Source organism: Paenibacillus sp. S28 (genome assembly GCF_016624415.1).
In the GTDB taxonomy this organism is placed as follows: domain Bacteria; phylum Bacillota; class Bacilli; order Paenibacillales; family Paenibacillaceae; genus Paenibacillus_AQ; species Paenibacillus_AQ favisporus.
This window is the reverse complement of sequence record NZ_JACVTM010000024.1, coordinates 18,065-39,095: the sequence shown is the minus strand read 5'-3', so window position 1 is coordinate 39,095 and position 21,031 is coordinate 18,065. Positions and strand designations below refer to the sequence as shown.

Sequence of the window (21,031 nt, the reverse complement as noted above, 5' to 3'; positions counted from 1 at the left end):
TCAACCTACTTTGTTTACTTTAATATCACCGATAAACGCGCTGACGTTAATTTTTATTTTTTTGCGCGCCTCCTTGTAATACGGCGTACGGGTCGAAACGTTGCCTGCAAATCCGCTCCGCGATTCGTTCAGCACCGACATATCCCCGATAAAGGAGCTTGAGTTCACCGTGACGCCCAGATCGGTATCGTCCGGGATGTACACCTTGATATCGCCGATAAACGCGGAGATGTTGATTTTGGTCTCCCCATAAGGAATATGCGCCCGGGTCAGGTCCAGTACCGTGTCTCCGATAAATTGGGACAAGTTGGTCGGCTTCAGCTGGAAGGAATCGTGTCCGAGATAAATATCCCCGATAAAAGAGGACTTGTTGATTTTCTTGTCGTGGTCGGATTCGCTGAACGGGCCATGGTGGTCCCAATCATGATCATCCGGTCCACGGAATGGTCCGCCCCGGCGGGCTTCCTCTCTGGCGTAGTGCTTGTAGTATCTTTTGTAGTGCCGCTTGTACTTGTTCTTGTAGTGCTTCTTCATCCGGTCCATTTCGTCGTCATCGTCCGAATCAAAATCGTCCATATCAACCTCTTCCTCATAGGAGGATTTCGGCGGAACGCCCTGCGGTCCCTTCTCCTTGCTGTACGGAATGCCGAATTTCTCCTCGAACTGCCGGTCCAGGGACGAACCGTCAAGCTCAACCGGCTCCGGCGGCACCGGAGGTTCCGGCGTAAACACGGGCTCCTCGGGACGGCGTTTGTCGGCTGGCGGAGGGGTCCGGTCATTCGGTTTGAAAATGACATACAGCCCGCCGATAATCAGCAGCGCAGGAATGATGATTTTAAACAGATTGCCTGGCGAGATCCAGAGCCATCCCAGATTACGGCCCAGGAAATAAGCCCCGATAAGGAGCAGGATCGCCCCGCCAAAGAATGAGCGCCGGCCCTTGGCCAGCTCTTTGAGCCCCAAAACAACCAGAATCACCGGCCAGTAGTCTCCGACCAGTCCCCAGAAGCTGACGTCGATATATCCGAGCTGATTCAACAAAAACACAACTCCGATCGCGATCAGCACCAGGCCTCCAAAAAGGCGGTCCACCCATTTTTTTTGCATAACCGTATCTCCTTTAACTCCATTGTTCATATCCTATAAAGTTTCGCTTCGCTTGCGAATCTGATATCAGTGTACAATATTGGCGGCCAGGCCGACAGCGGCGGCGGAATGATCCTGTTCTCGGTCCCCAGACCGAGGCACATTACTTTTTTTTCCATATAAAATAAAACACCCGCTTTTCAGCGGGTGCTTTAGAAAAATTGACGAAAGAATGATTATTGTTGATCGTTTTGTTTGAATTCTTCGTCAAACTTTTGGTTAGGTGTTTTGAAGTTGCTGCTTTGTACTTTTTGCTTTTGCGTGGAAGTTGCGCTTTCGTTTCCGATTTCGGCAAACTCCTCGTCAAACTTTTGGTTTGGCGTTTTAAAGTTGCTGCTTTGTTTCTTTTGCATTTGGTTTCACCTCCCTGTAGCTTGTCTGGCCGGGGATCCAAGCATCGCTTTACCCCTGTCGTAGTATGTGAAGCCTCCTGGAATTTATACCGTTCTACGGCAAATTTGAAGAATGGAAAACGATACATAAATGGTATCGGAAAACAATAAAAGCTCTGGAGCGCCGCATTTCGGGCCCAGGGCTTCCTTATTAAGTTTAAACCGCTTCATCCAGCAGCGAAGCCGGGACGGTCTTATACGTCTGGATCGCTTTCCCCAACGTCTTCAGCATTTCCTCGCTGCATTTGCCGTTCCCCCGCTTGATTACAAACACGTCCACCTCTTTTTTTCCCCACTCCTTATACACCTGCTTGGTCGTGGAGAAATACAGGTCGATCTTACGGCCCTTGATGGCCGAACCGGTATCCGCAACAACACCATAACCGTAGCCTGGCACATACAGGATCGTTCCGAGCGGGAACCATTTCGGGTCGGCCGCGATCGTCGAAATCGTATTTTTGTCCCTTCGCACCTTTACGCCGGAATACGTGATGCCGTATGACGGATGGCTCGGATGTTTGCCCGTGGATTCATAACCCGCGGTGTATCCAGTCGCCGTGACTTTGACCTTGCGGATGACCTGCTCTTGACGCGGCATCAAGACCGGCATGGACGGCTCCTTAACGGCACCTGCCTCCTGCTGCGGTTTAACCTCGGCTTTGCCGATCGCGGGAACAGCCGCCTTGGCCGTATATTTGGGCATGAACTCATTTTGCTTAAATACGTTCTGTTCCGCCCGCTTTTTCAAATCAATCACCTGAAACATTTCCGGCTTCGTTGCATATTTTAACGGCTTTTGATAATAGTCATTAGCCGCCAGCATCGGACTCTTTGCACTTCCATTCCCCGTAACCCCGTCACTCTCCAGCAGCGAGAAGGATGCCGCATACATCTTGGGCGCCCCTGCAAGCATGCCAAACAGAAACATACAACACAAAATCCTCTGCCATGTTTTCACCTTGTTCATATAAAATCCTCCCCCTTTACTTGCGAGGATGTCCATATGTTCCGGCGTTTATACATGTAAAAGTGAAGTCGTCTCACTTTGCAGAGGATTGTGCAAGCTTATCAAGTTATCGTTTTACACGAGTTTGTGTCTTAGAAAATTTCGCGTTTGGCGATTTGTTCACGGAGCAGCGAAATCGCCTCATCCACGGTTTTGGCCCCGATGTCGCCTTCGCCGCGTTTGCGGATCGACACGGTTCCCGCGTTCATTTCGTTATCGCCGACGATGAACATGTACGGTACTTTCTCAAGCTGGCCTTCGCGGATTTTATAGCCGAGCTTCTCATTGCGCACGTCCGCTTCCACGGATACGCCCTGAAGCTTCAGCTTCTCAGCCACTTCCTTGGCATAGCCTTCGAATGCGATGGAGACCGGAATGACCTTGACCTGCACCGGAGACAGCCACAGCGGAAGGTTGCCCGCGAAATTCTCCAGCAGGAAGGCCGTAAAGCGTTCCATCGTGCCCAGAATGCCGCGGTGGATGACCACCGGACGGTGCTTCTGCCCGTCGTCGCCTACGTATTCCAGTTCGAAACGTTCAGGCAGCAGGAAGTCCAGCTGGACGGTAGACAGCGTTTCTTCCTTGCCAAGGGCGGTGCGGATCTGCACGTCGAGCTTCGGACCGTAGAAAGCGGCTTCGCCTTCGGCCTCGAAGAACGGGATGCCTGTCTCTTCCACAACCTCGCGCAGCATGCGCTGGGACATTTCCCACATGGCATCGTTCGGGAAGTACTTCTCGGTATCCTCCGGATCGCGATAAGACAAGCGGAAACGGAAATCGTGGATGCCGAAGTCTTCATACACCTTCGTGATCAGCTGAATAACACGCAGGAATTCTTCCTTGATCTGATCTGGACGGCAGAAAATGTGGGAATCGTTCAGCGTCATCGCGCGTACGCGGTGCAATCCTGTCAGTGCCCCGGACATCTCGTAACGATGCTGCATGCCAAGCTCGGCGATCCGGATCGGCAGATCGCGGTAGCTGTGCATTTCGCTCTTGTACACCATCATATGGTGCGGACAGTTCATCGGACGGAGCACCAGCTCTTCGTTGTCGAGCTCCATCTTAGGGAACATGTCCTCTTGGTAATGCTCCCAGTGGCCGGAGGTCTTGTACAGCTCTACGTTACCGAGAACCGGCGTGTAGACATGCTGGTACCCCAGGCTTTCCTCAAGATCCACGATGTAGCGCTCGAGGGTGCGGCGCAGCTTGGCGCCTTTCGGCAGCCACATCGGCAGGCCTTGTCCCACCAGCTGGGAGAACGTGAAGATTTCGAGCTCTTTACCGAGCTTACGGTGGTCGCGCTTCTTGGCTTCCTCGAGGAAGTGAAGATGCTCATCCAGCTGCGCTTTCTTGACAAAAGCGGTTCCGTAGACCCGCTGCAGCATCTTGTTCTTGCTGTCACCGCGCCAGTAGGCACCGGCCACGCTCATCAGCTTGAACACCTTGATCTTGCCGGTGGAAGGCAAATGCGGTCCGCGGCACAGGTCGAAAAATTCGCCTTGCTCATAAATGGTAATGACACTGTCCTCAGGCAGCGCGTTGATCAGTTCGAGCTTGTAGGGATCCCCGAGCTCGCCGAAAATGTCCAACGCCTCCTTGCGGCTGACTTCCTTGCGGACGATCGGCAGGTTTTCGCCTACGATACGCTCCATTTCCTTTTCGATCTTCTGCAGATCTTCCGGATTGAGCGGATGCTCCAGATCCATGTCGTAGTAGTATCCGTCCTCGATGACAGGTCCGACGCCGAGCTTGACCTCTTTGGCCCCGAACAGGCGCTTCACGGCTTGGGCCGTCAAGTGCGCCGTACTGTGGCGCATCACTTCGAGGCCTTCCGGCGAATCGAGCGTAACGATTTCCACCGCGGCTCCTTCCACGAGCGGGGTGGACAAATCGACCACGATACCGTTCAATTTCCCTGCGGCCGCATTTTTCTTCAGGCCGCTGCTGATCGAAGCGGCGACGTCTTCAATGGTGCTTCCGTCCGCATATTCGCGAACCGAGCCGTCTGGCAGTTTAATGCTTACTGACACGTTGTATTCCTCCTTGGCATTTCGGCGGACAGCCGCCCTTTTCAAAATCGTACAGGCAACGCAAAAAAACACCCATCCCTATACAAGGGACGAGTGTTTGTACCCGTGGTTCCACCCAACTTCGACAGCCCTCCATATTCCCTGTTCCAAGTGAATACGAGATTGCTGTCCTTCAGCATCAGATAACGGAATGACCCGGCGGCTTATACTGAGCTTCCCCGACTGATCAAGAATCCGGGTAAACAGGTTCCAAACCGCAGCTGTAGAGGGGTAGACCGAAGCCGGAATTCGTGAGGAAATTTCAGCCAAGTTCCCTCTCTCTGACCGTCCGTATCTTCAGGTCCATGTCTCTGTCGACGCTTTTATCGAATTATGTGTAATTATAAATCCCTGTCCAGCGGCGAGTCAAGCTATATCTTCCCTGTTTCGCGGAAATAGGCGTGGCAATCCGGGCAGTAACGGCAAATTTCCACCCGCTCATCGAAAATCTGCATCAGCGTGCGAACGACGGTCATATGCGGTTCCCGCGTATGAATGACGATTTTGGCAGGGGACACGGAAATCAGCGTCGTGACGACCGTATCCTCCATTTGCAGGTCCTGCTGGTCCAGACGCTCCACCACAACGCCTTCGTCATGACGGTACTCGAGCGGCCTTAAATCGCCGTCCAGCACGAGCAAATCCTGACCTCCCTTATGAATGACATGGGCGATCGGCACCTGCGGCTGCTGGAAATAGACGAAGTATTTCAGAATGCTGACAAACTCCTCATACTGCCGGTCCATCAAAAACTCATCCACCGCGTACTCCACTACTTCCTTCAGCTCTTTAATGTAAGCAGCGGCACGAAAGGTCAGAAATCCGTCGACATGGAGCAGCGGCCGTTCGCTCAGGCACTGCTTGATGCCGCGAACGAGCATATCGTAACGGCGGGACCATGAGCCCCCTTCGGAGCTTTTTTCCAGGCTCATCCGGCAGTGCTTCAAAATTTGCTCTTTTTCCTCCGGATCGGGAAAATCGAAATCATCAGCCAGAATCTTCTCGATCAGCCGCTGCTCTTTTTCCTGCAAAATGTAATGGGCCACCGTCTTGGCGGCAGCGGCGTACACCTGCTGCAGATGATGCTCCTTAAAGAATCGCGGATCGTCCTCCCGGCAGCTCCACAGCATCATATCCTCATGGACCGTACAGCTGATTGCGAGTGATTTGTACTTGTTATGTAAAACCTGGTTCGCTTCCGAAACCATGCGCTTATATTCCTCCGCTTCCCGCGGACTAAAGGTTCGGGCTGCTATGCTGAACAGTTCCATGGAGAACACTCCTTTCAAATTCCTTCTTACAAAGTATATGTTTTAGCCGGGGGGATATACGGGAGGGATCGATGGAAAACAGGCTAACATTTCTCAGTTAAAATCGACATGAAATGCTTGGTAAACGGGCGTTTCCGCTGAATAAAAAAGGTGCCTTTTGCCGGGAAATAATAAAGGGCCTCCCCCTTTGAACAACAAAGGAAGAGGCCCCTATTCATATCTGAAATCGATGGGTTGTCAAGCCAGCCGGCCCACAGCCTTGACCTTTACGAGCAGTGCATTGCCCGGCAGGGGTACGTACCCTTGGTCTTTTGTACAACAACAAAAAACCGCCTCGCATAAGCAAGGCGGCCGGTCGTATCAAGAAATATATGAGATCCGTTCTAGTTCTGCATGACGAAGTCGCGTTCCACCTGGGAACCTTCTTCAAAGACGCGAAGCGTTTCGTATCTCGTGTTCCGCTGCGCCGGGATTTTACCTGCTTCGCGGATCAGCTGCAGGATGGAAGTGATGTTAACCTTGTGCACCGCACCGGCGGAGGACACGACGTTCTCTTCCATCATGGTGCTGCCGAAGTCGTTGCAGCCGTAGCTGAGCGACAATTTGCCGACTTCCGGTCCCATCGTGACCCAGGAGGACTGCAAATTCGGCACGTTGTCCAGCACCAGGCGGCCGATCGCCACCGTCTTCAAATACGCTTCCGGCGTTTCGCGTTCCCGCTTCAAGCCCGTATTGTCCGGCTGGAACGTGAACGGAATAAAGGCGAGGAAGCCTTTGGAGTCGTAGCCGTTTGCGATGCATTCGTCCTGCGCGTCGCGGATACGCAGCATGTGCAGGGCGCGCTCTTCCATCGATTCACCGAAGCCGATGACCATCGTGGCCGTCGTGTTCATGCCGATTTTGTGCGCCATCTGCATGACGTCCATCCAGTCGCGCCAGGTTCCTTTATGCCGGCTGATCTTGGAGCGGATCCGGTCGTCGAGGATTTCGGCGCCGCCGCCCGGCAGGGAATCCAGTCCCGCTGCTTTCAGCTCGCGCATGACTTGTTCCAGAGACAGTCCCGACACTTCCACCATTTTGCGGATTTCCGCCGGCGAGAAGGAGTGCATCGTGATGTTCGGGAACCGCTGCTTGATGCCCTTCAGCAGGTTCGTATAGTAATCGAACGGCAGGTACGGGTTCGTTCCGCCCTGCATTAGAATTTCCGTGCCGCCGACGTCTTCGGTTTCCTTGATTTTTTGGAAAATGACTTCGTCCGGCAAGGTATACCCTTCTTTGTGCCCAGGGACACGGTAAAATGCGCAAAATGTGCAGTATGTATCGCACACGTTTGTATAATTGACGTTCCGTCCGATGACGAAAGTCGTAATTGGATCGGGATGAACCCTCTTCATCATGATATCGGCAGCATGACCCATTTTCTCCACTTCGTTGCTTTCGAACAATGTCACGCTGTCTTCCAAATTCAGGCGTTCGCCCCGCAGTGCTTTATCCAGGATACGGTCAACCGCACTCATATTTGGCAGCCTCCTATCATATGTGAATTTTGTAACATAAATTAAAACATGACCAATACCATCTTAACACAATTGGCGCACAGGGCAAACGAAATTCATAGAATCCGTTGGCCGAACGTGGGCTGACGCGGACGTCGCGGGCTGGACGGAGGAAAGGCACCGCCGGAAGCGGTGCCTGCTTGATGATTTAACCTTGAAGCGCCTGATCCAGATCGGCGATCAGATCGTCGACGTCCTCGAGGCCGACCGAGAAGCGGAGCAGTCCGTCAGTAATGCCGCGCTCCAGCCGAACCTCTGCCGGCATTGCCGCATGGGACATCATCGCCGGATAGGACAGAATGCTCTCCACTGCGCCCAGGCTGACGGCCACGAGCGGGATCTGCGCGCGGTTCAGCACCTGCTTGGCCCGCTCGCCGGAGCCCACGTCAAACGAGACGACGGCCCCGTAACCGGTGGACTGCTTCTCGTGAATTTCTCTGCCGGGATGATCGATGAGCCCCGGGTAAAAGACCTGTGTAATATCCTGGCGCCCTTTGAGCCAAGCGGCCAGTACGGCCGCGCTCTCTTCGCTGTGCTTCATGCGTGCCTGCAATGTTTTCATGCCCCGCATCAGCAGCCAGCTCTCCTGCACGCCCAGCACCGTTCCCAGGCCGTTCTGCAGCTGCTTCAGCTGGCGGCCGATTTCCTCGGTACGGGCGACGGCCAGACCGGCCAACACATCGCTGTGTCCGCCAAGGAACTTCGTGGCGCTGTGCAGTACGATATCCACACCCACCTCGATGGGACGCTGGTAATACGGCGTCATAAACGTGTTATCGACCATGGTGAGCAGATCATGCTCCTTGGCCCACTTGGTGACAGCTTCGATATCGGTAATTTTCAGCGTCGGATTCGACGGGGTTTCCATATATACGGCCTTGGTGTTCGGTTTCAGCGCAGCCTTCACCTGATCCAGGTCGGTCATGTCGACGAAAGTGCTCTCAATGCCGTGCCGGTTCAAAATGCTCGTAAGCAGGCGGTAGGTTCCGCCGTATACGTCCTCGGTCACGATCATGTGGTCGCCGGCCGACAGAAGCATAAACGTGCTCGAAATGGCCGCCATGCCCGACGAATAGGCGAACCCGCGCACTCCGCCTTCAAGCAGGGCGATATAGTCTTCCAGCGCCTGGCGCGTCGGATTGCCTGAACGGCTGTAATCATGCACCGGCGGATTGAAGATATCTGCATGGTGGAACGTAGACGCCTGATAGATTGGCACGCTGGAGGCTCCCGTCGCACCATCGATTTCCGAGCCGAAATGGAGCAGCTTGGTCGCGAATTTCCGCTCCTGCTTGCCATTGTCCTGATGTCCTTTGCCCAAATCACTCATCCTTGGCTGCTCCCTTCCACTTCCTTGATTGCGGCATCCAATGCGCCGCCCAGATCCGCAATCAGATCATCGATATGCTCGATGCCTACAGAGAAACGGAGCAGGCGGTCGTCGACGCCGACGGCTTTGCGGATTTCTTCCGGTATATCGGCATGCGTCTGAACGGCCGGGTAGGTCATCAGCGACTCGACGCCGCCAAGGCTTTCCGCAAAGGCGATCAGCTGGATGTGGCGAAGCACGGGCTCTACGTAACGGGCGTCCTTCACTTTAAAGGAGAAGATCCCCGTATTCCCCCGGGACTGCCGGCTTTGGATGTCATGTCCGGGATGGTCCGGAAGCGCCGGATAGAATACTTCGGCAACCGCCGGATGTGTCTGGAGGTACTTGGCCATCGCTGTTGCGTTGCTTTCATGGCGCTCCATCCGCAGGGCCAGCGTCTTCATTCCTTTCATGAGCTGATAGGAATCCGTCGGCCCGAGCACCGCCCCGATGGAATTGTGCAGAAACGCTATTTCCTCGGACAGCTCTTTGCCTTTGGTCACGATCAGGCCTGCAAGGACATCGTTATGTCCGCCCAAATATTTGGTCGCGCTGTGCACGACGATATCCGCGCCGAGCTCGATCGGACGCTGGAAGAACGGCGTGAGGAGCGTATTGTCCACGATGGACAGCAAGCCGTGGCGGTGCGCCCAATTGGAGACGGCTTCGATGTCCGTAATCATCATGAGCGGATTCGTCGGGGTCTCGATAAACACCGCTTTCGTGTTCGGGCGTCTGGACTGTTCCAGCTCGTCCAGATTGTTGGTGTCGACATACGTTGCGGTAACCCCGTATTTGGAAAGGATTCTTTCCAGCAGGCGGTATGTACCACCGTAAAGGTCCAGCGAAACGATCAGGTGATCGCCCTGGCTGAACAGGGTGAAGATGGTTTGCAGCGCAGCCATGCCTGAGCTGCAGGCAAAGCCGGCGTCCCCAGATTCCAGTTTCGCTGCCGCGGCTTCGAGCACTTTGCGGGTCGGGCTGGCGGTCCGGGCGTAATCAAAACCGGTGCTTTGCCCAAGCTTCGGATGGCGGAAGGCGGTTGCCTGATAAATCGGGAAGTTTACCGCTCCGGTCACAGGTTCTTCGACGGAGCCGATTTGGGCCAATCTGCTTTCAATTTTCCATGGTTCCTTTTCCATGTGCGTATCCTCCTGTAGGGTCGACTAAATTTGCGGCCAGACTTCAAGACTCTCCCCGATATCATAAGGAGTCTCCTGATATACATAGTAATTCAGCCAATTTGCGAATAATAAGTTGGCATGCGAGCGCCAGATGGCGAGCGGAGCCTGATTCGGATCGTCGTTCGGGTAGTAGTTAACTGGAATTTTCATGTCCATGCCTTTCGCGATATCGCGCTCATACTCCCATTTCAGCGAGTCCGGATCGTATTCGGAGTGGCCTGCCACAAAGATCTGCTTGCCGTCTTTGCTTGCTACCATATGAATGCCGGCTTCCTCTGACTCCGAGAGAATCTCCAGCTCCTCCACATGCTCGATATCCTCGCGCCGCACCTCGGTGTGGCGGGAGTGCGGTACATAGAATACATCGTCGAAGCCGCGGAGAAGCTTCACGTTGTTCTTCATCACCCGGTGCGGGAATACGCCGAAGCATTTCTCCTTCAGGTCCCACTTCGGAATGCCGTAGTGGTGGAACAATCCGGCCTGGGAGGCCCAACAGATATGCATCGTCGAAGTGACGTTCGTTTTGGTCCAGTCCATAATCTCGCGGAGCTCATCCCAATAGTTCACGTCTTCAAAATCCATTTTTTCGACCGGCGCGCCGGTGATAATCATACCGTCAAAACGGCGGTGCTTCACTTCATCGAACGTTTTGTAGAACGACTTCAGGTGCTCCGAAGGCGTGTTCTTGGAAATATGGGAGCCGGGATGAAGCAGCACAATGTCGACCTGCAGCGGCGAGTTCCCAAGCAGGCGGAGAAGCTGGGTTTCTGTCGTTTCCTTGGTCGGCATCAGATTGAGAATCGCGATGCGCAGCGGACGGATGTCCTGGTGATACGCTTTGGTATCGTCCATGACGAAAATATTTTCCCGGGTAAGAACTTCTTTCGCCGGTAAAGTGTCGGGAATCTTGATCGGCATCGTTATCATCTCTCCTTTTTTCTGAAGACCGCGAAAATCGTAGCTTGAGAAGAAGCCGAGTATACAAAAATGACCTTTCCCACACAAAAGAGAAAGGTCATTACACGCTCATTACCGCGCCTCTCTCATCTGTCAGGAGACAACGCCTAAAGGCCGCTGCCATGCTCCTGCAAGAATTAGCACCGTGCGTAAATACCGCCGGTTGCCGGGTTTCATCGGGCTAGTCCCTCCACCTGCTCTTGATAAGATTTCGCTGTATTCAATTTTTCATTGTCTTGTTCCTTACTTTAAATCATAAGCCCATCCTTCGTCAAGACGCGGATTTGTCATTTTCGGCAGCATTTCGTGCACCGATCGAAGGTCGCTTCCATACCCTGTTATCGGGACCTGCCGGCCGCCATTTTGTTCTTGAAAGGAATAAAACCCGGCGTTATACTAGACAAGTGTTTCATACCCCGATATGACTGAGGTGACATGAAAGATGGAAGGCGACCCGAGCCCGAAGCTGAATGCATGGAAAACACAACTGCATAGACCTGAGATCAGCTTGCCGGCAGAGGGAAGTTTTCGTTTTCATGCCCGTACGTTTATTCAGTACTCCCCCAAATCCCGCTGACCGGCAGCGCTGATTTCTTTTCTATGCTCAAACATCTTGAGCAAGGAGTGAAGTCATATGAAAATCCGGTTGGTAAACGAAGGAGTATTTACTCCAATCGATGACCTGCAAACTGTACTAACCCCCCCTTTGGCCGGCTTTTACTGGATCGACGCCGACGTCGACGACCTCGCGGAGCTGCAGCCGCTGTTTTCGCTGCATGATCTGGCGGTTGAAGACTGTCTCAGCGACGAGGAGCAGCGCCCGAAGATCGAAATTTACGAAAACCACTATTTTATCGTGGTCAACAGCATCCGGTTTGACGACGAGGAGATTTTTCTGCGCGCACTGAACGTTTTCCTCGGAAGACACTTCATCATTACGGTGACGAAACAGAAAATCAACGAGCTGCGGTCGTTGAAGCCGATCCTGTGGGAACAGGAAGTCAGCGGACCGGACCGTTTTCTGTACCTGTTGATCGACCTCGTGGTTGACAACTACTTTGTGGTCGGCGACCGGATCGAAGCCAAAATCGAGAAGCTCGAAGAAGACATTCTCATGCACACGAAAAAGTCCCATTTGAACGAAATTATCGGTCTGCGAAGCGAGATTCTGTGGCTGAAAAAAGTGCTGGGTCCGCAAAAGGATGTCATCAATACGTTAAATAAAAAAGACCTCCGGCTGATTGACGATCAGCTGCAAAAATATTTCAGCGACATTTACGAAAATGCGGTCAAAATTTCCGAAACATTCGACACGTACCGCGATCTGATGAGCAACTTGCGCGAGGCCTACCAGTCAAGTATCGCCAACCGCGCGAACGAGATCATGAGAGTGTTTACGGCCATGACCGTGATCTTCATGCCATTGACGATCATTACAGGAATCTATGGCATGAACTTCGATAACATTCCGGAAATTCATTGGAAATACGGTTATTTCATGATCCTCGGCATCATGCTCGTCCTTGGTCTCGGCATGGTTGTCATTTTCAAGAAAAAAGACTGGATTTGAAAGTCAGCGCATCACCCCATCATCATTCATTGGAAAACAGGACGAAGGAGACGGCCGCATGCGGTTAGAGCCTTCGTCCTTTTTGCATGGTCACCATCCGTAACTCCGGCGGGGAAGCCCCCCGTTCACCCCACGCTTCTGCGGCTGCCGGGCTGCCGGCGGAACCGGATGCGGATCAGACGGATCCGCTCATAACGCTGCTCCATACCGCTTCCGGCGGCGGCATCCTCTCCGTATACTTGCAGCAGCACCGGCTTCAAGAGCGCATCGCCCAGCTCCTCCAACGCGGCCCACACCCGCTCCTGCTCCTCGTTCGGCACCTCCTCCAGCTCGCTTTGGATCAGCCGCTCGGTATCATACCCTTCCTTCTCCAGCTGCTCCAGCGCCTCCACCAAATCTCTGCGCGGCAGACCGCATTCCTGTTCCAGCTGCTGCAGGTTCATCCCCTCATAAATTCCCTTCAGCATGGTGCGCCGGGTACGGTATTTATCCAGGTCCTGCTTGTACTTATGCTCCTTCTGCTTGTAGGTCCACGATAGATATGACTGGTCGTCCAGGGCGTCATTCACCCAATCCAGCGGAAATTCGTGGCTGCGCTGCACCGTTCCCGCAATCTCGATCAGATCGGCTCCGTACTCCGACGCCTTGCTCTCCCCGACGCCCGGAAGCTGCAGCAGCTCTTCGATGGTATGCGGCACAAAGGCGCTGATCAGACGGAGCACCCGGTTGCTGGCGATAAAATAAGGAGCCTTGCGTTCGCTGGCCGCCTTCCTTCTCCGCCAAGCGGTGAGTTCGGCGTACAGCTCCTCGTTGTTGTGCAGTTCGCTGTAGCAGTACAGCTTCTGTACAGCATGGCTGCGGCCCTTCAGCTCCTCTTCCTCATGGAACGTGCCGTCGATCAACGGGCGGAATCCTTCGCCGAGCTTGACCGCCAGGCCGTGTCTGTAAATGTACAGCATCTCATTCCAGGATCCGCCTTCATACCAAGCGGTATCCATGGCTTCCCCAGTCATCTCCAGATCCCTCCATCCGAGATGCCAGGTTCCCTCCTCTTCGCCGATCCATACCTGCGCGAGCTTTTCTCCCTCGCTTCCCGCATCCTTCACAAGCCGGTTCATAAAAACGATTTGCATGTTCACCAATTCCTCCATCCACGTAGGGTAATCAGCACAACGCAAAAAAGCACCTCTCTTGAGTTAAGAGAGGTGCTTCCCCATTCGTGCAGATGTGCTGTTATAGTTGATCATACCATATTATGTAAAATGGTCAATGGGTTATTCGCCAAATTGGATTCAAATGGGATGATTACAGATGAGACTTATGCCAAAAACATTTCATTCCGGTTCATCGTAAATGCCCGGATTACTTGGTAAAAAATAAATCATACGATTCCAATCCGAGAATTTTTCTGGAAACCAAGGCAACTCCGCCAAAGAGCGTTAATTCATGAATATGATGGTCAAGCGAAATAATTTGCGTGGACCCAAGCGGATCAAGAGAAGAATATTCTTTAATAATCTCGTCTAGTAGACATGGGAAAAAGGCGATAAATCGCGAGGAAAGAAACACAGCATCCGGAGCGCTGTATTGGATTAAATTATAAGTGATTTGTGCAATGGCTATGACCCATTCCTCCATGATAGCCGCAATTTGTTCATCCTTTATCTCCATTAAAAGAATAAAATCCTCTAACGTAAATCCTGGTCTGTTTTTCAATTTGCCGATCCGGTCAAGAACCGCTTTTTCGGAATAGATCTCTTCTAAACGCCAAATTTTTTTATTTTCCGACATGATAATGGATCGTCCTATTTCGCCGGACAATCCGTTTAAGCCTTTATACAGGCGTCTCTCGATAATCGTTCCTACGCCTATTCCGTTATGAATGTTTAAGGCCAGAATGTTATCGAATTGAATATCCTCGCTATGACGGTAAAAATCCCGGATATAAATCGCCGTGAGATTGGCCTCATTCTCGATGATAACGGGAACGTCGATCAGTTCCTTCAACGCATCGACTAAATTTAAGGATTGAAAGTCCAGGAAAGGACTATACAGGATCTGATTGTCCAATACCGGTGCGTGAAGCGAAATGGAGATTCCGACCAATCCGTTGATCGTATCATACTTTTCCAAATTCAAAATCACATTTTTCATCAATGCAAAAATCTCTTTTACTTTGTTCGTATATAATTTTAAGGACACATGATGAATAAGCTCGCCATTAATATAATTGACGGAATATTTTAAATAATTTACGCCCATATCAAACGCCAATACAAACCCAAACTTACGATTTAAGCGTATTAAATTGGGCCGACGCCCGCCAATGTTGGATGCTTCTCCTGTGCCTAGCTCTTCAATCAAACCTTGGTCTTGAAGCTCACGTACAATAGAAGAAACCGTGGATTTTTGAAGATTGATTTGTTCGGCTATTGAACTTCTAGACGTCTGATCAGTATTAAATAGAGCTTTTAATACCAACTTTTTGTTATTTTCTCTCATAACATCCTGATCAGTTTTCATAATCATTTGTTGTAATCCCTTTCAAATGTTATCGTACTTAGAAGTATAGCATATTAATTCACATTACTACTAAGAAAGAGCCGGAAGTCATATTCTTCCAGCTCTTTCTGGGATCATAATTATTTATTTTCAAGCTCTTTATACATAAAATAATCGAAATCAGCCGGCAAATCATAACCGGAATAATCAACATTAGCCATCCCGACAAACGCTCCCGTAAAGAAGCCGCCGTAGGACTGTACCACGTAATCGTCGGACAAAATCGCGGCATCCAGCGTTACGTCGATATCCGTCCACTGCTCGCCGTCGAAGGAATAGGCGTAGGTATACGTTTCTTTCCGGACCTTCACTTTAAAATGCACGTATTCCGCATGTTCGGGAACTTTAACGGCTTTATCCTTCAGAAAGCTCGTCAGAACGCCACGGTCATTTTGCGTCACTTCAATAACTCGTCCATTGATTTCGTTCCATGTCACATGGATCATCGACCAATGTCCCGTATTGTAATAGTTCACGAGTCCGGCCATCTGCTGGAAGGTGTAAGGCGAATACGCAACTGCCGTCTGAGCGTCGAAATAAAAGGACTGCCAGCGTCTTGCGACAAGCGACTGCTCGTGTTCATTCGTTAAGGAACCTTTGCCGAACAAGCGCAGGTTCCCCGGCTTTTCCGTCAGAGAACCCATCTGCTCATCAAACGGAACGCGCAGCGTACTAAAATTGATATTTAATGCCGCGGAATCAAAATGATCCGTTTCCGGATAGGTCGGCGCATACTTCGTTTCCGTGCAGCCTTTAGGAGCTTCGACAAACCGGCTTCCCTGCTTGCCTCCTACGATATACGGCCATTTTTCCTCGTTCCACTCCACTTTTTGAATCGCCGTTTCTCTTCCCAGCGTGCACCAGCCGCGCGGATCGCGGATCGATTCCGTCTCGCGGTGCCATGGGCGTCCCGTCAAATGCGCGAAATACCATTCGCCCGACGGCGTGTCCACCAATGAGCCGTGCCCGCATTTTTGCAGCTCCCCGTCAGGGGAATCAAACGCCGTCAGGAATACGTCGCCAGGCTGCGTTTCGTAGGAGCCGAACAGTTCTGTCGAACGGGCAACCACCTCTTGGTGGGTATAAACCGTACCGCCTTCCGCGCAAAACAAATAATAATACCCAAATAATTTATAAATATGAGGGCCTTCCACCAGCTTAACGTCGGTCCCTTTATAAATGATTTTTGCCGTCTCCGGAAGCAGTCTTTGCTGCTCAACCGAGTATTCCGCTAGCTTTATGCCGTTAAACGGATGGCGATACTCTCGATGATCCCATTCCATTTGGACCAGGTATTTTTTTCCGTTGTCGTCATGGAATAGCGAGGCGTCAAACCCTACACCGTTCAGCTTAATCGGGTCGCTCCAAGGACCTTCAATGCTTTCGGCGGTCGTCAAGTAATTAGTCATGTCCTTGAAGGCGCCCTCCGTCACTTTCACGTCGGTATAAACAAGCCAAAACTTTCCGTCAGCATAGGACAGATCCGGTGCCCAAATGCCCGCCGAATCCTTGTTCCCTTTCATATCCAACAGCGTTCTCGTGGAGAGCGGGTGGGTAATCAGCCTCCAATTCACCAAATCCTTCGATTCATGAATCTGCACGCCCGGAAACCATTCAAACGTCGAGCTTGCAATATAGTACGTATCGTCAACCCTTACGATGGACGGGTCCGGATTGAACCCCTTTAATACCGGATTTTCGATTTGCATACAAGTATCCCCCTGATCTATTCAATTTATCATTTCGTGAAATCGTGTTCAAAATCACCTTTTACGCTTTCATTTCAGCGCGTTTTTCGTCAAGTTGTTTGTTGATGCTGTCAACGTCCTTATCAGACAGTGGATAGAGCTTCATCACAATCATAGAAACAACAGCAAGAGCAGCAGGTATCCAAATAGCAGTTATATTAATTCCTGAAATGGCAAGAGCGGTTTGGTGATGGGCATGTTCGTCAAATCCATAAGCAGCAAGGAACCACAGTGGAACAGCACCGCCAATCGTGAAGCCAATCTTGAAGAACAGCCCCATAATCGCGTTGATAATAGCCGCATTACGTTTACCCGACTTCAATTCGCCATATGAAACCACTTCAGGAACAAGGGCCCACATGAAACCAGTCGCCGAAGTCAAACCCCACTGTTTGATGAAAGTCGAAACATAAGCCAACCAAAGTTGATCGTGCATACCGTCAAGACTCCAGACCCAAGTCAGTATTTCGCCGACCACAAACATACCGAGGAAGAAATAGAAGAAGCCCTTTTTACCGAATATTTTCTTAAGTTTTGGCCAGAATGCTGCAAAAGCGATACCAGGTATGGAGGCAATCAGCCCCACAGCACCCATCCACTCCGAGTGGTCGACTGTGTATTGGTTAAAGTATCCGTTAACCGTATTCATGAAGAACATAAATGTAAATGCCAACATGAAGAATATTCCCAAAATAACCAATGGCTTATTATTCTTAAATTCAACAAAGAAATCGGAGACTTTAACATGTGCCGATTGTTCAGCATTGGCGACAACGCGTTCTTTCGTCAGCTTGTAGCAAAGGAACAGCGCAATGGCCCCAATAACCATATAAACGGCATAAACACCAAACCAAGCATGACCTGCAGAAGGGTCCGTATAAGTTCCCATATGAAGTTTTAGCCCAAACAAACCGGTGTCTTTGAGTTCGCGGTCCTTAGGTGCAGCCATTTGAACAAACATCGGGAACAATGTATAGACAAGAAGATTGGCACCGTTTGCAAGCATCATACGCGTCGTTGTGATTTGGTCAACAGATTTAGGATCGCGGGTCAATGAAGCGTTCAACGAACCGTAAGGAATATTGACGACGGAATAAACCAGGTCAAGCAAGAGATAAGTGATGAAGGCATAGGGCACAGAGTCGCGAATCCCAGGAATCGGCGCAAACAGCAGCGCAGCCAAAATAACGAGCGGAATGCCTGCACGAAGTAGCCAAGGACGATATTTGCCTGCTTTTGATGTGCGTTTATCGACAAAGGTACCGACCATTGGATCCCAGATAACATTGATGATCCGGACTATGGCGAAGATAAAACCTGCTGTTGCTGTACCCATAGCATTGACCGTCGTCATATAGAGGGCAAGGAAGCCTCCAACTGTACCAAAGACAAGGTTTTGAGCAAAGTCTCCAAAACCATAGCCAAGACGTTCAGCAAGACTAAGCTTGTGATACTCATTTTGCTGAACTTCATTTGTGTTATCACTCATGATGAAAACTCCTTCTAAGATGTAAATTTTACCAACACATTAGATCTGCTTTTCACTTCACTAAACTTCTAAACTCAAGTTAATCTTCTCAATTCGTAGGGGAAAAATTATACGAAACCAAATAAAAGCCCTTACATTTTCACAAATCATCCGGCTCATTATTTTTTCCCCTGGGTTTACTTTTGAAAACCGATATTAGTTCGTCCATCAAACTAACCAATATAAATTTAACATAATAATTATCAATTATCAACTTCATGATTTAGACATAACGCGTCCAGTTTCACCCATCTGTATCCGTTCAGGAAACATAAAAAAAAACCGTAATTATTTACAATTACGGGTCTCAAACTTGTAATTTCTGTTATTCTTCCACTAGGTAAAAAAACCCTCGGACCAATTTTTGGCAAACGGCTGCGATTGAATACGGCGCGAAGGCATACGGGTCAATGCGATCGCTCCATGAACGACGATGGCCGAAATGATTCAGGGATGAATCTTAATATCATACATGCGAAAAAAGAGGGCTATTCAGCCCTCTTTCCTTTTTTTTGATGCAAGCCATCACATGAAAGCCCGCTATTCGGTCTGAGCCTTGATCTTAACCCGCAGCCAGCGCCTTCTTGGCGAGCGCGAGCGCGCCACACAGGCCGGCATTGTCGCCAAGCTGCGGCGGAACGATGTAATTCTCGATATCGTCCATGATGGCTGGAACCTGTACGTAGCCGTTCAGCTGTTTGCGAAGCTCGGCATGAATCAGCGGGAACAGCTGCAGCTGTTTCATGACGCCGCCGCCCATGACGATTTTTTGCGGAGACAGGATTAAAATGTAGTTCATCAACGCCTGAGCGAGATAGTAAGCTTCCATCGCCCAAGCCGGATGGTCCGGCGTCAATTCCGCACCCGGAACGCCCCAGCGTTTGGACAAGGAAGGTCCGGCTGCCAGCCCCTCCAGGCAATCCCCATGATATGGGCAGAAGCCTTCGAATTTGTCCTCCGGATGACGGCGGACCAAAATATGTCCCATTTCCGGATGGGACAGGCCATGGATCAGCTCGCCGCCCACAACCGCACCGGCGCCGATGCCCGTGCCAACGGTAATGTACAGGCAGCTTTCGAGCCCCTGGGCTGCTCCCCAAGTCGCTTCGCCCAAGGCGGCCCCGTTCACATCGGTATCAAATTCGATCGGCAGATCGAAGTGCGAATGCAAATGTCCGACCATATCGAAATTGCTCCAATAAGGTTTCGGCGTCGTCGTAATCCGTCCGTATGTAGGACTTCCCTTCACCGGGTCAATCGGCCCGAATGAACCTGCTCCGATCGCCGCGATGTCTTTGCCCTTAAAGAAATCGACCACCTGGGCCATCGTTTCCTCCGGTGTCGTTGTCGGGAAGCTGATCCGTTCCACAACGGTACCGTCCTCTTGGCCGATTCCGCATACGAATTTCGTTCCCCCTGCTTCAATTGCTCCTAATAGACTCATCGTAGTCGTTCCCTCCTGCAGCGGGCCTCCCCAGCCCTGTATAAATGCCATATACCTTCTATCTTTATATCAAAACAATCACGGGCATTATAGCCCAGTTAATCCTTGAAAGTCAATCGAATAGAGCACAAAAGAGCCGGCGCTTCTATAAACGCCAGCACTCTGCACTCGTTAGCCGATGGCCAGTCCCATTAGAGAACACAGGCTCTTCATTTCGAGTTCTTCAAACTTGCTGATCACCTGATGGTGATCGAGCGACAACTGGCACACATCCAGCGAGCAGGCGACGGGCACGCAGCAGTGAATCTCGGCCAGCTTGCGTGACAGGTGCAGCATGTCGAGGTCAGCCTCGATCTTGGCGCGGACACTCTTGGACAGCTGGTCCAGATTTTCGAGAATCCCTTCAACGGATTCGTATTCCTGCACAAGCTTGATCGCCGTCTTCTCGCCGATGCCCTTCACGCCGGGGTAATTGTCGCTCGTATCGCCCATGAGCGCCTTCACGTCGATAATCTGCCGCGGGCGCAGCTGCTTCTCTTCATATAGGGATTCCGGTGTATACTCTTTGTAATTGCCGTGCCCTTTTTTCATAATAATGACCGTCGTCCGATCACTGACGAGCTGAAGCAAATCGTTATCGCCGGACAGGACCATCACATCCATCTCCCGTCCGAACTGGTCGGCCAGCGTCCCGATGCAGTCGTCCGCTTCATACCCTTCCGCGCTGATATTCGGAACGCCGAGGCTGTCCATCACATCGCGGATCATCGAAAACTGCGGAATCAGATCATCCGGGGCGTCCGGACGGTTGCCTTTGTAAGCGGCAAACTGCTGTCCGCGGAACGTACCGCCGCCGAGATCCCAGCAGCAGACCACATGGGTCGGATTAAACGTTTGCACTGCATCCCAAAAATAACGAATAAAGCCATAGATCGCGTTTGTCGGAACCCCCGCCTTCGTGCGGCGAATGTAGCCGCTGGACGCGGTCGCGAAATAAGCTCTGAATAATAAGGCCATGCCATCCACCAGCATCACGGATTGGCGTTGTTCATTTGCTGTCACTTCTTGTTTCTCCCCTTGTCTGCCTGTTTCCCCTGGATTCCAAGGTTCGGCACTGCTCCCTCTAGTATAGCATATCCGCCAGGGCATGAGGCCCTTCCTGATATCACCATTCCCGGCTTATTCCTGCCTTTTTGTCCCGCCCGCTCAAGTCATAAACCAGACAG

The 21,031-nt window shown here is 51.3% G+C and carries 16 protein-coding genes and 1 riboswitch; of the genes, 1 reads left to right on the top strand and 15 read right to left on the bottom strand.

Features of this window, described 5'->3' with window-relative positions:
* The 9 genes from liaF to metA all read right to left on the bottom strand — a co-directional run bounded on the left by liaF (position 1) and on the right by metA (position 10,914).
* Positions 1 to 1,107: a cell wall-active antibiotics response protein LiaF gene (liaF, locus tag IAE55_RS31200; RefSeq protein WP_105441834.1), complete on the bottom strand. Its 1,107-nt coding sequence runs from the start codon at positions 1,105 to 1,107 to the stop codon at positions 1 to 3.
* Positions 1,108 to 1,322: 215 nt separating this feature from the next.
* Positions 1,323 to 1,499 (bottom strand): hypothetical protein, encoded by a 177-nt coding sequence (locus IAE55_RS31195; RefSeq protein ID WP_167527201.1) that lies wholly within the window; start codon positions 1,497 to 1,499, stop codon positions 1,323 to 1,325.
* Positions 1,500 to 1,695: 196 nt separating this feature from the next.
* Positions 1,696 to 2,241: a 3D domain-containing protein gene (locus IAE55_RS31190; protein ID WP_145161002.1), complete on the bottom strand. Its 546-nt coding sequence runs from the start codon at positions 2,239 to 2,241 to the stop codon at positions 1,696 to 1,698.
* Positions 2,242 to 2,636: 395 nt separating this feature from the next.
* Positions 2,637 to 4,577, bottom strand: a complete 1,941-nt coding sequence (thrS, locus tag IAE55_RS31185; protein WP_145946908.1) for a threonine--tRNA ligase — start codon at positions 4,575 to 4,577, stop codon at positions 2,637 to 2,639.
* A 410-nt stretch (positions 4,578 to 4,987) separates the two neighbouring features.
* Positions 4,988 to 5,887 carry a putative sporulation protein YtxC gene (locus IAE55_RS31180; protein WP_200634781.1) on the bottom strand — a complete coding sequence of 300 codons (900 nt, stop codon included), beginning with the start codon at positions 5,885 to 5,887 and terminating at the stop codon, positions 4,988 to 4,990.
* 383 nt (positions 5,888 to 6,270) lie between these two features.
* Entirely contained in the window at positions 6,271 to 7,404 is a 1,134-nt protein-coding gene (mqnC, locus tag IAE55_RS31175; RefSeq protein WP_089545734.1) for a cyclic dehypoxanthinyl futalosine synthase, read from the bottom strand.
* A 187-nt stretch (positions 7,405 to 7,591) separates the two neighbouring features.
* The gene (locus tag IAE55_RS31170) at positions 7,592 to 8,773 is read right to left on the bottom strand and encodes an aminotransferase class I/II-fold pyridoxal phosphate-dependent enzyme (protein WP_200634780.1); all 1,182 of its coding nucleotides are present in this window, start codon (positions 8,771 to 8,773) and stop codon (positions 7,592 to 7,594) included.
* Positions 8,770 to 9,954: a PLP-dependent transferase gene (locus IAE55_RS31165; protein ID WP_076170649.1), complete on the bottom strand. Its 1,185-nt coding sequence runs from the start codon at positions 9,952 to 9,954 to the stop codon at positions 8,770 to 8,772. Before IAE55_RS31165 ends, IAE55_RS31170 begins: the two co-directional genes overlap by 4 nt.
* A 24-nt stretch (positions 9,955 to 9,978) precedes the next feature.
* Entirely contained in the window at positions 9,979 to 10,914 is a 936-nt protein-coding gene (gene metA / locus IAE55_RS31160; protein ID WP_145025454.1) for a homoserine O-acetyltransferase MetA, read from the bottom strand.
* Positions 10,915 to 11,036: 122 nt separating this feature from the next.
* A riboswitch (SAM riboswitch) is annotated at positions 11,037 to 11,163 on the bottom strand.
* A 424-nt stretch (positions 11,164 to 11,587) separates the two neighbouring features.
* Between metA and corA the strand changes: the two genes are divergently transcribed.
* Positions 11,588 to 12,523: a magnesium/cobalt transporter CorA gene (gene corA / locus IAE55_RS31155; protein WP_105441841.1), complete on the top strand. Its 936-nt coding sequence runs from the start codon at positions 11,588 to 11,590 to the stop codon at positions 12,521 to 12,523.
* 125 nt (positions 12,524 to 12,648) lie between these two features.
* Here corA and IAE55_RS31150 read toward each other — a convergent pair whose 3' ends face one another.
* From IAE55_RS31150 to IAE55_RS31125, 6 genes are all read right to left on the bottom strand, one after another.
* Positions 12,649 to 13,656, bottom strand: a complete 1,008-nt coding sequence (locus IAE55_RS31150; protein WP_145160294.1) for an HRDC domain-containing protein — start codon at positions 13,654 to 13,656, stop codon at positions 12,649 to 12,651.
* A 229-nt stretch (positions 13,657 to 13,885) separates the two neighbouring features.
* On the bottom strand, positions 13,886 to 15,052 hold the full coding sequence (locus IAE55_RS31145; RefSeq protein ID WP_105441843.1) for an ROK family transcriptional regulator: 1,167 nt from the start codon (positions 15,050 to 15,052) through the stop codon (positions 13,886 to 13,888).
* Positions 15,053 to 15,165: 113 nt separating this feature from the next.
* Positions 15,166 to 16,794 (bottom strand): glycoside hydrolase family 43 protein, encoded by a 1,629-nt coding sequence (locus IAE55_RS31140; protein ID WP_200634779.1) that lies wholly within the window; start codon positions 16,792 to 16,794, stop codon positions 15,166 to 15,168.
* Between the two features lie 61 nt (positions 16,795 to 16,855).
* Complete coding sequence (locus IAE55_RS31135) at positions 16,856 to 18,322, bottom strand: MFS transporter (RefSeq protein ID WP_200634778.1); 1,467 nt, start codon at positions 18,320 to 18,322, stop codon at positions 16,856 to 16,858.
* 601 nt (positions 18,323 to 18,923) lie between these two features.
* A complete protein-coding gene (locus tag IAE55_RS31130) occupies positions 18,924 to 19,805 on the bottom strand; it encodes an ROK family protein (protein ID WP_192716477.1) in 882 nt (293 codons plus the stop codon).
* Between the two features lie 171 nt (positions 19,806 to 19,976).
* Positions 19,977 to 20,837 (bottom strand): 5'-3' exonuclease, encoded by an 861-nt coding sequence (locus IAE55_RS31125; protein WP_200634792.1) that lies wholly within the window; start codon positions 20,835 to 20,837, stop codon positions 19,977 to 19,979.
* Positions 20,838 to 21,031: the final 194 nt, after the last annotated feature.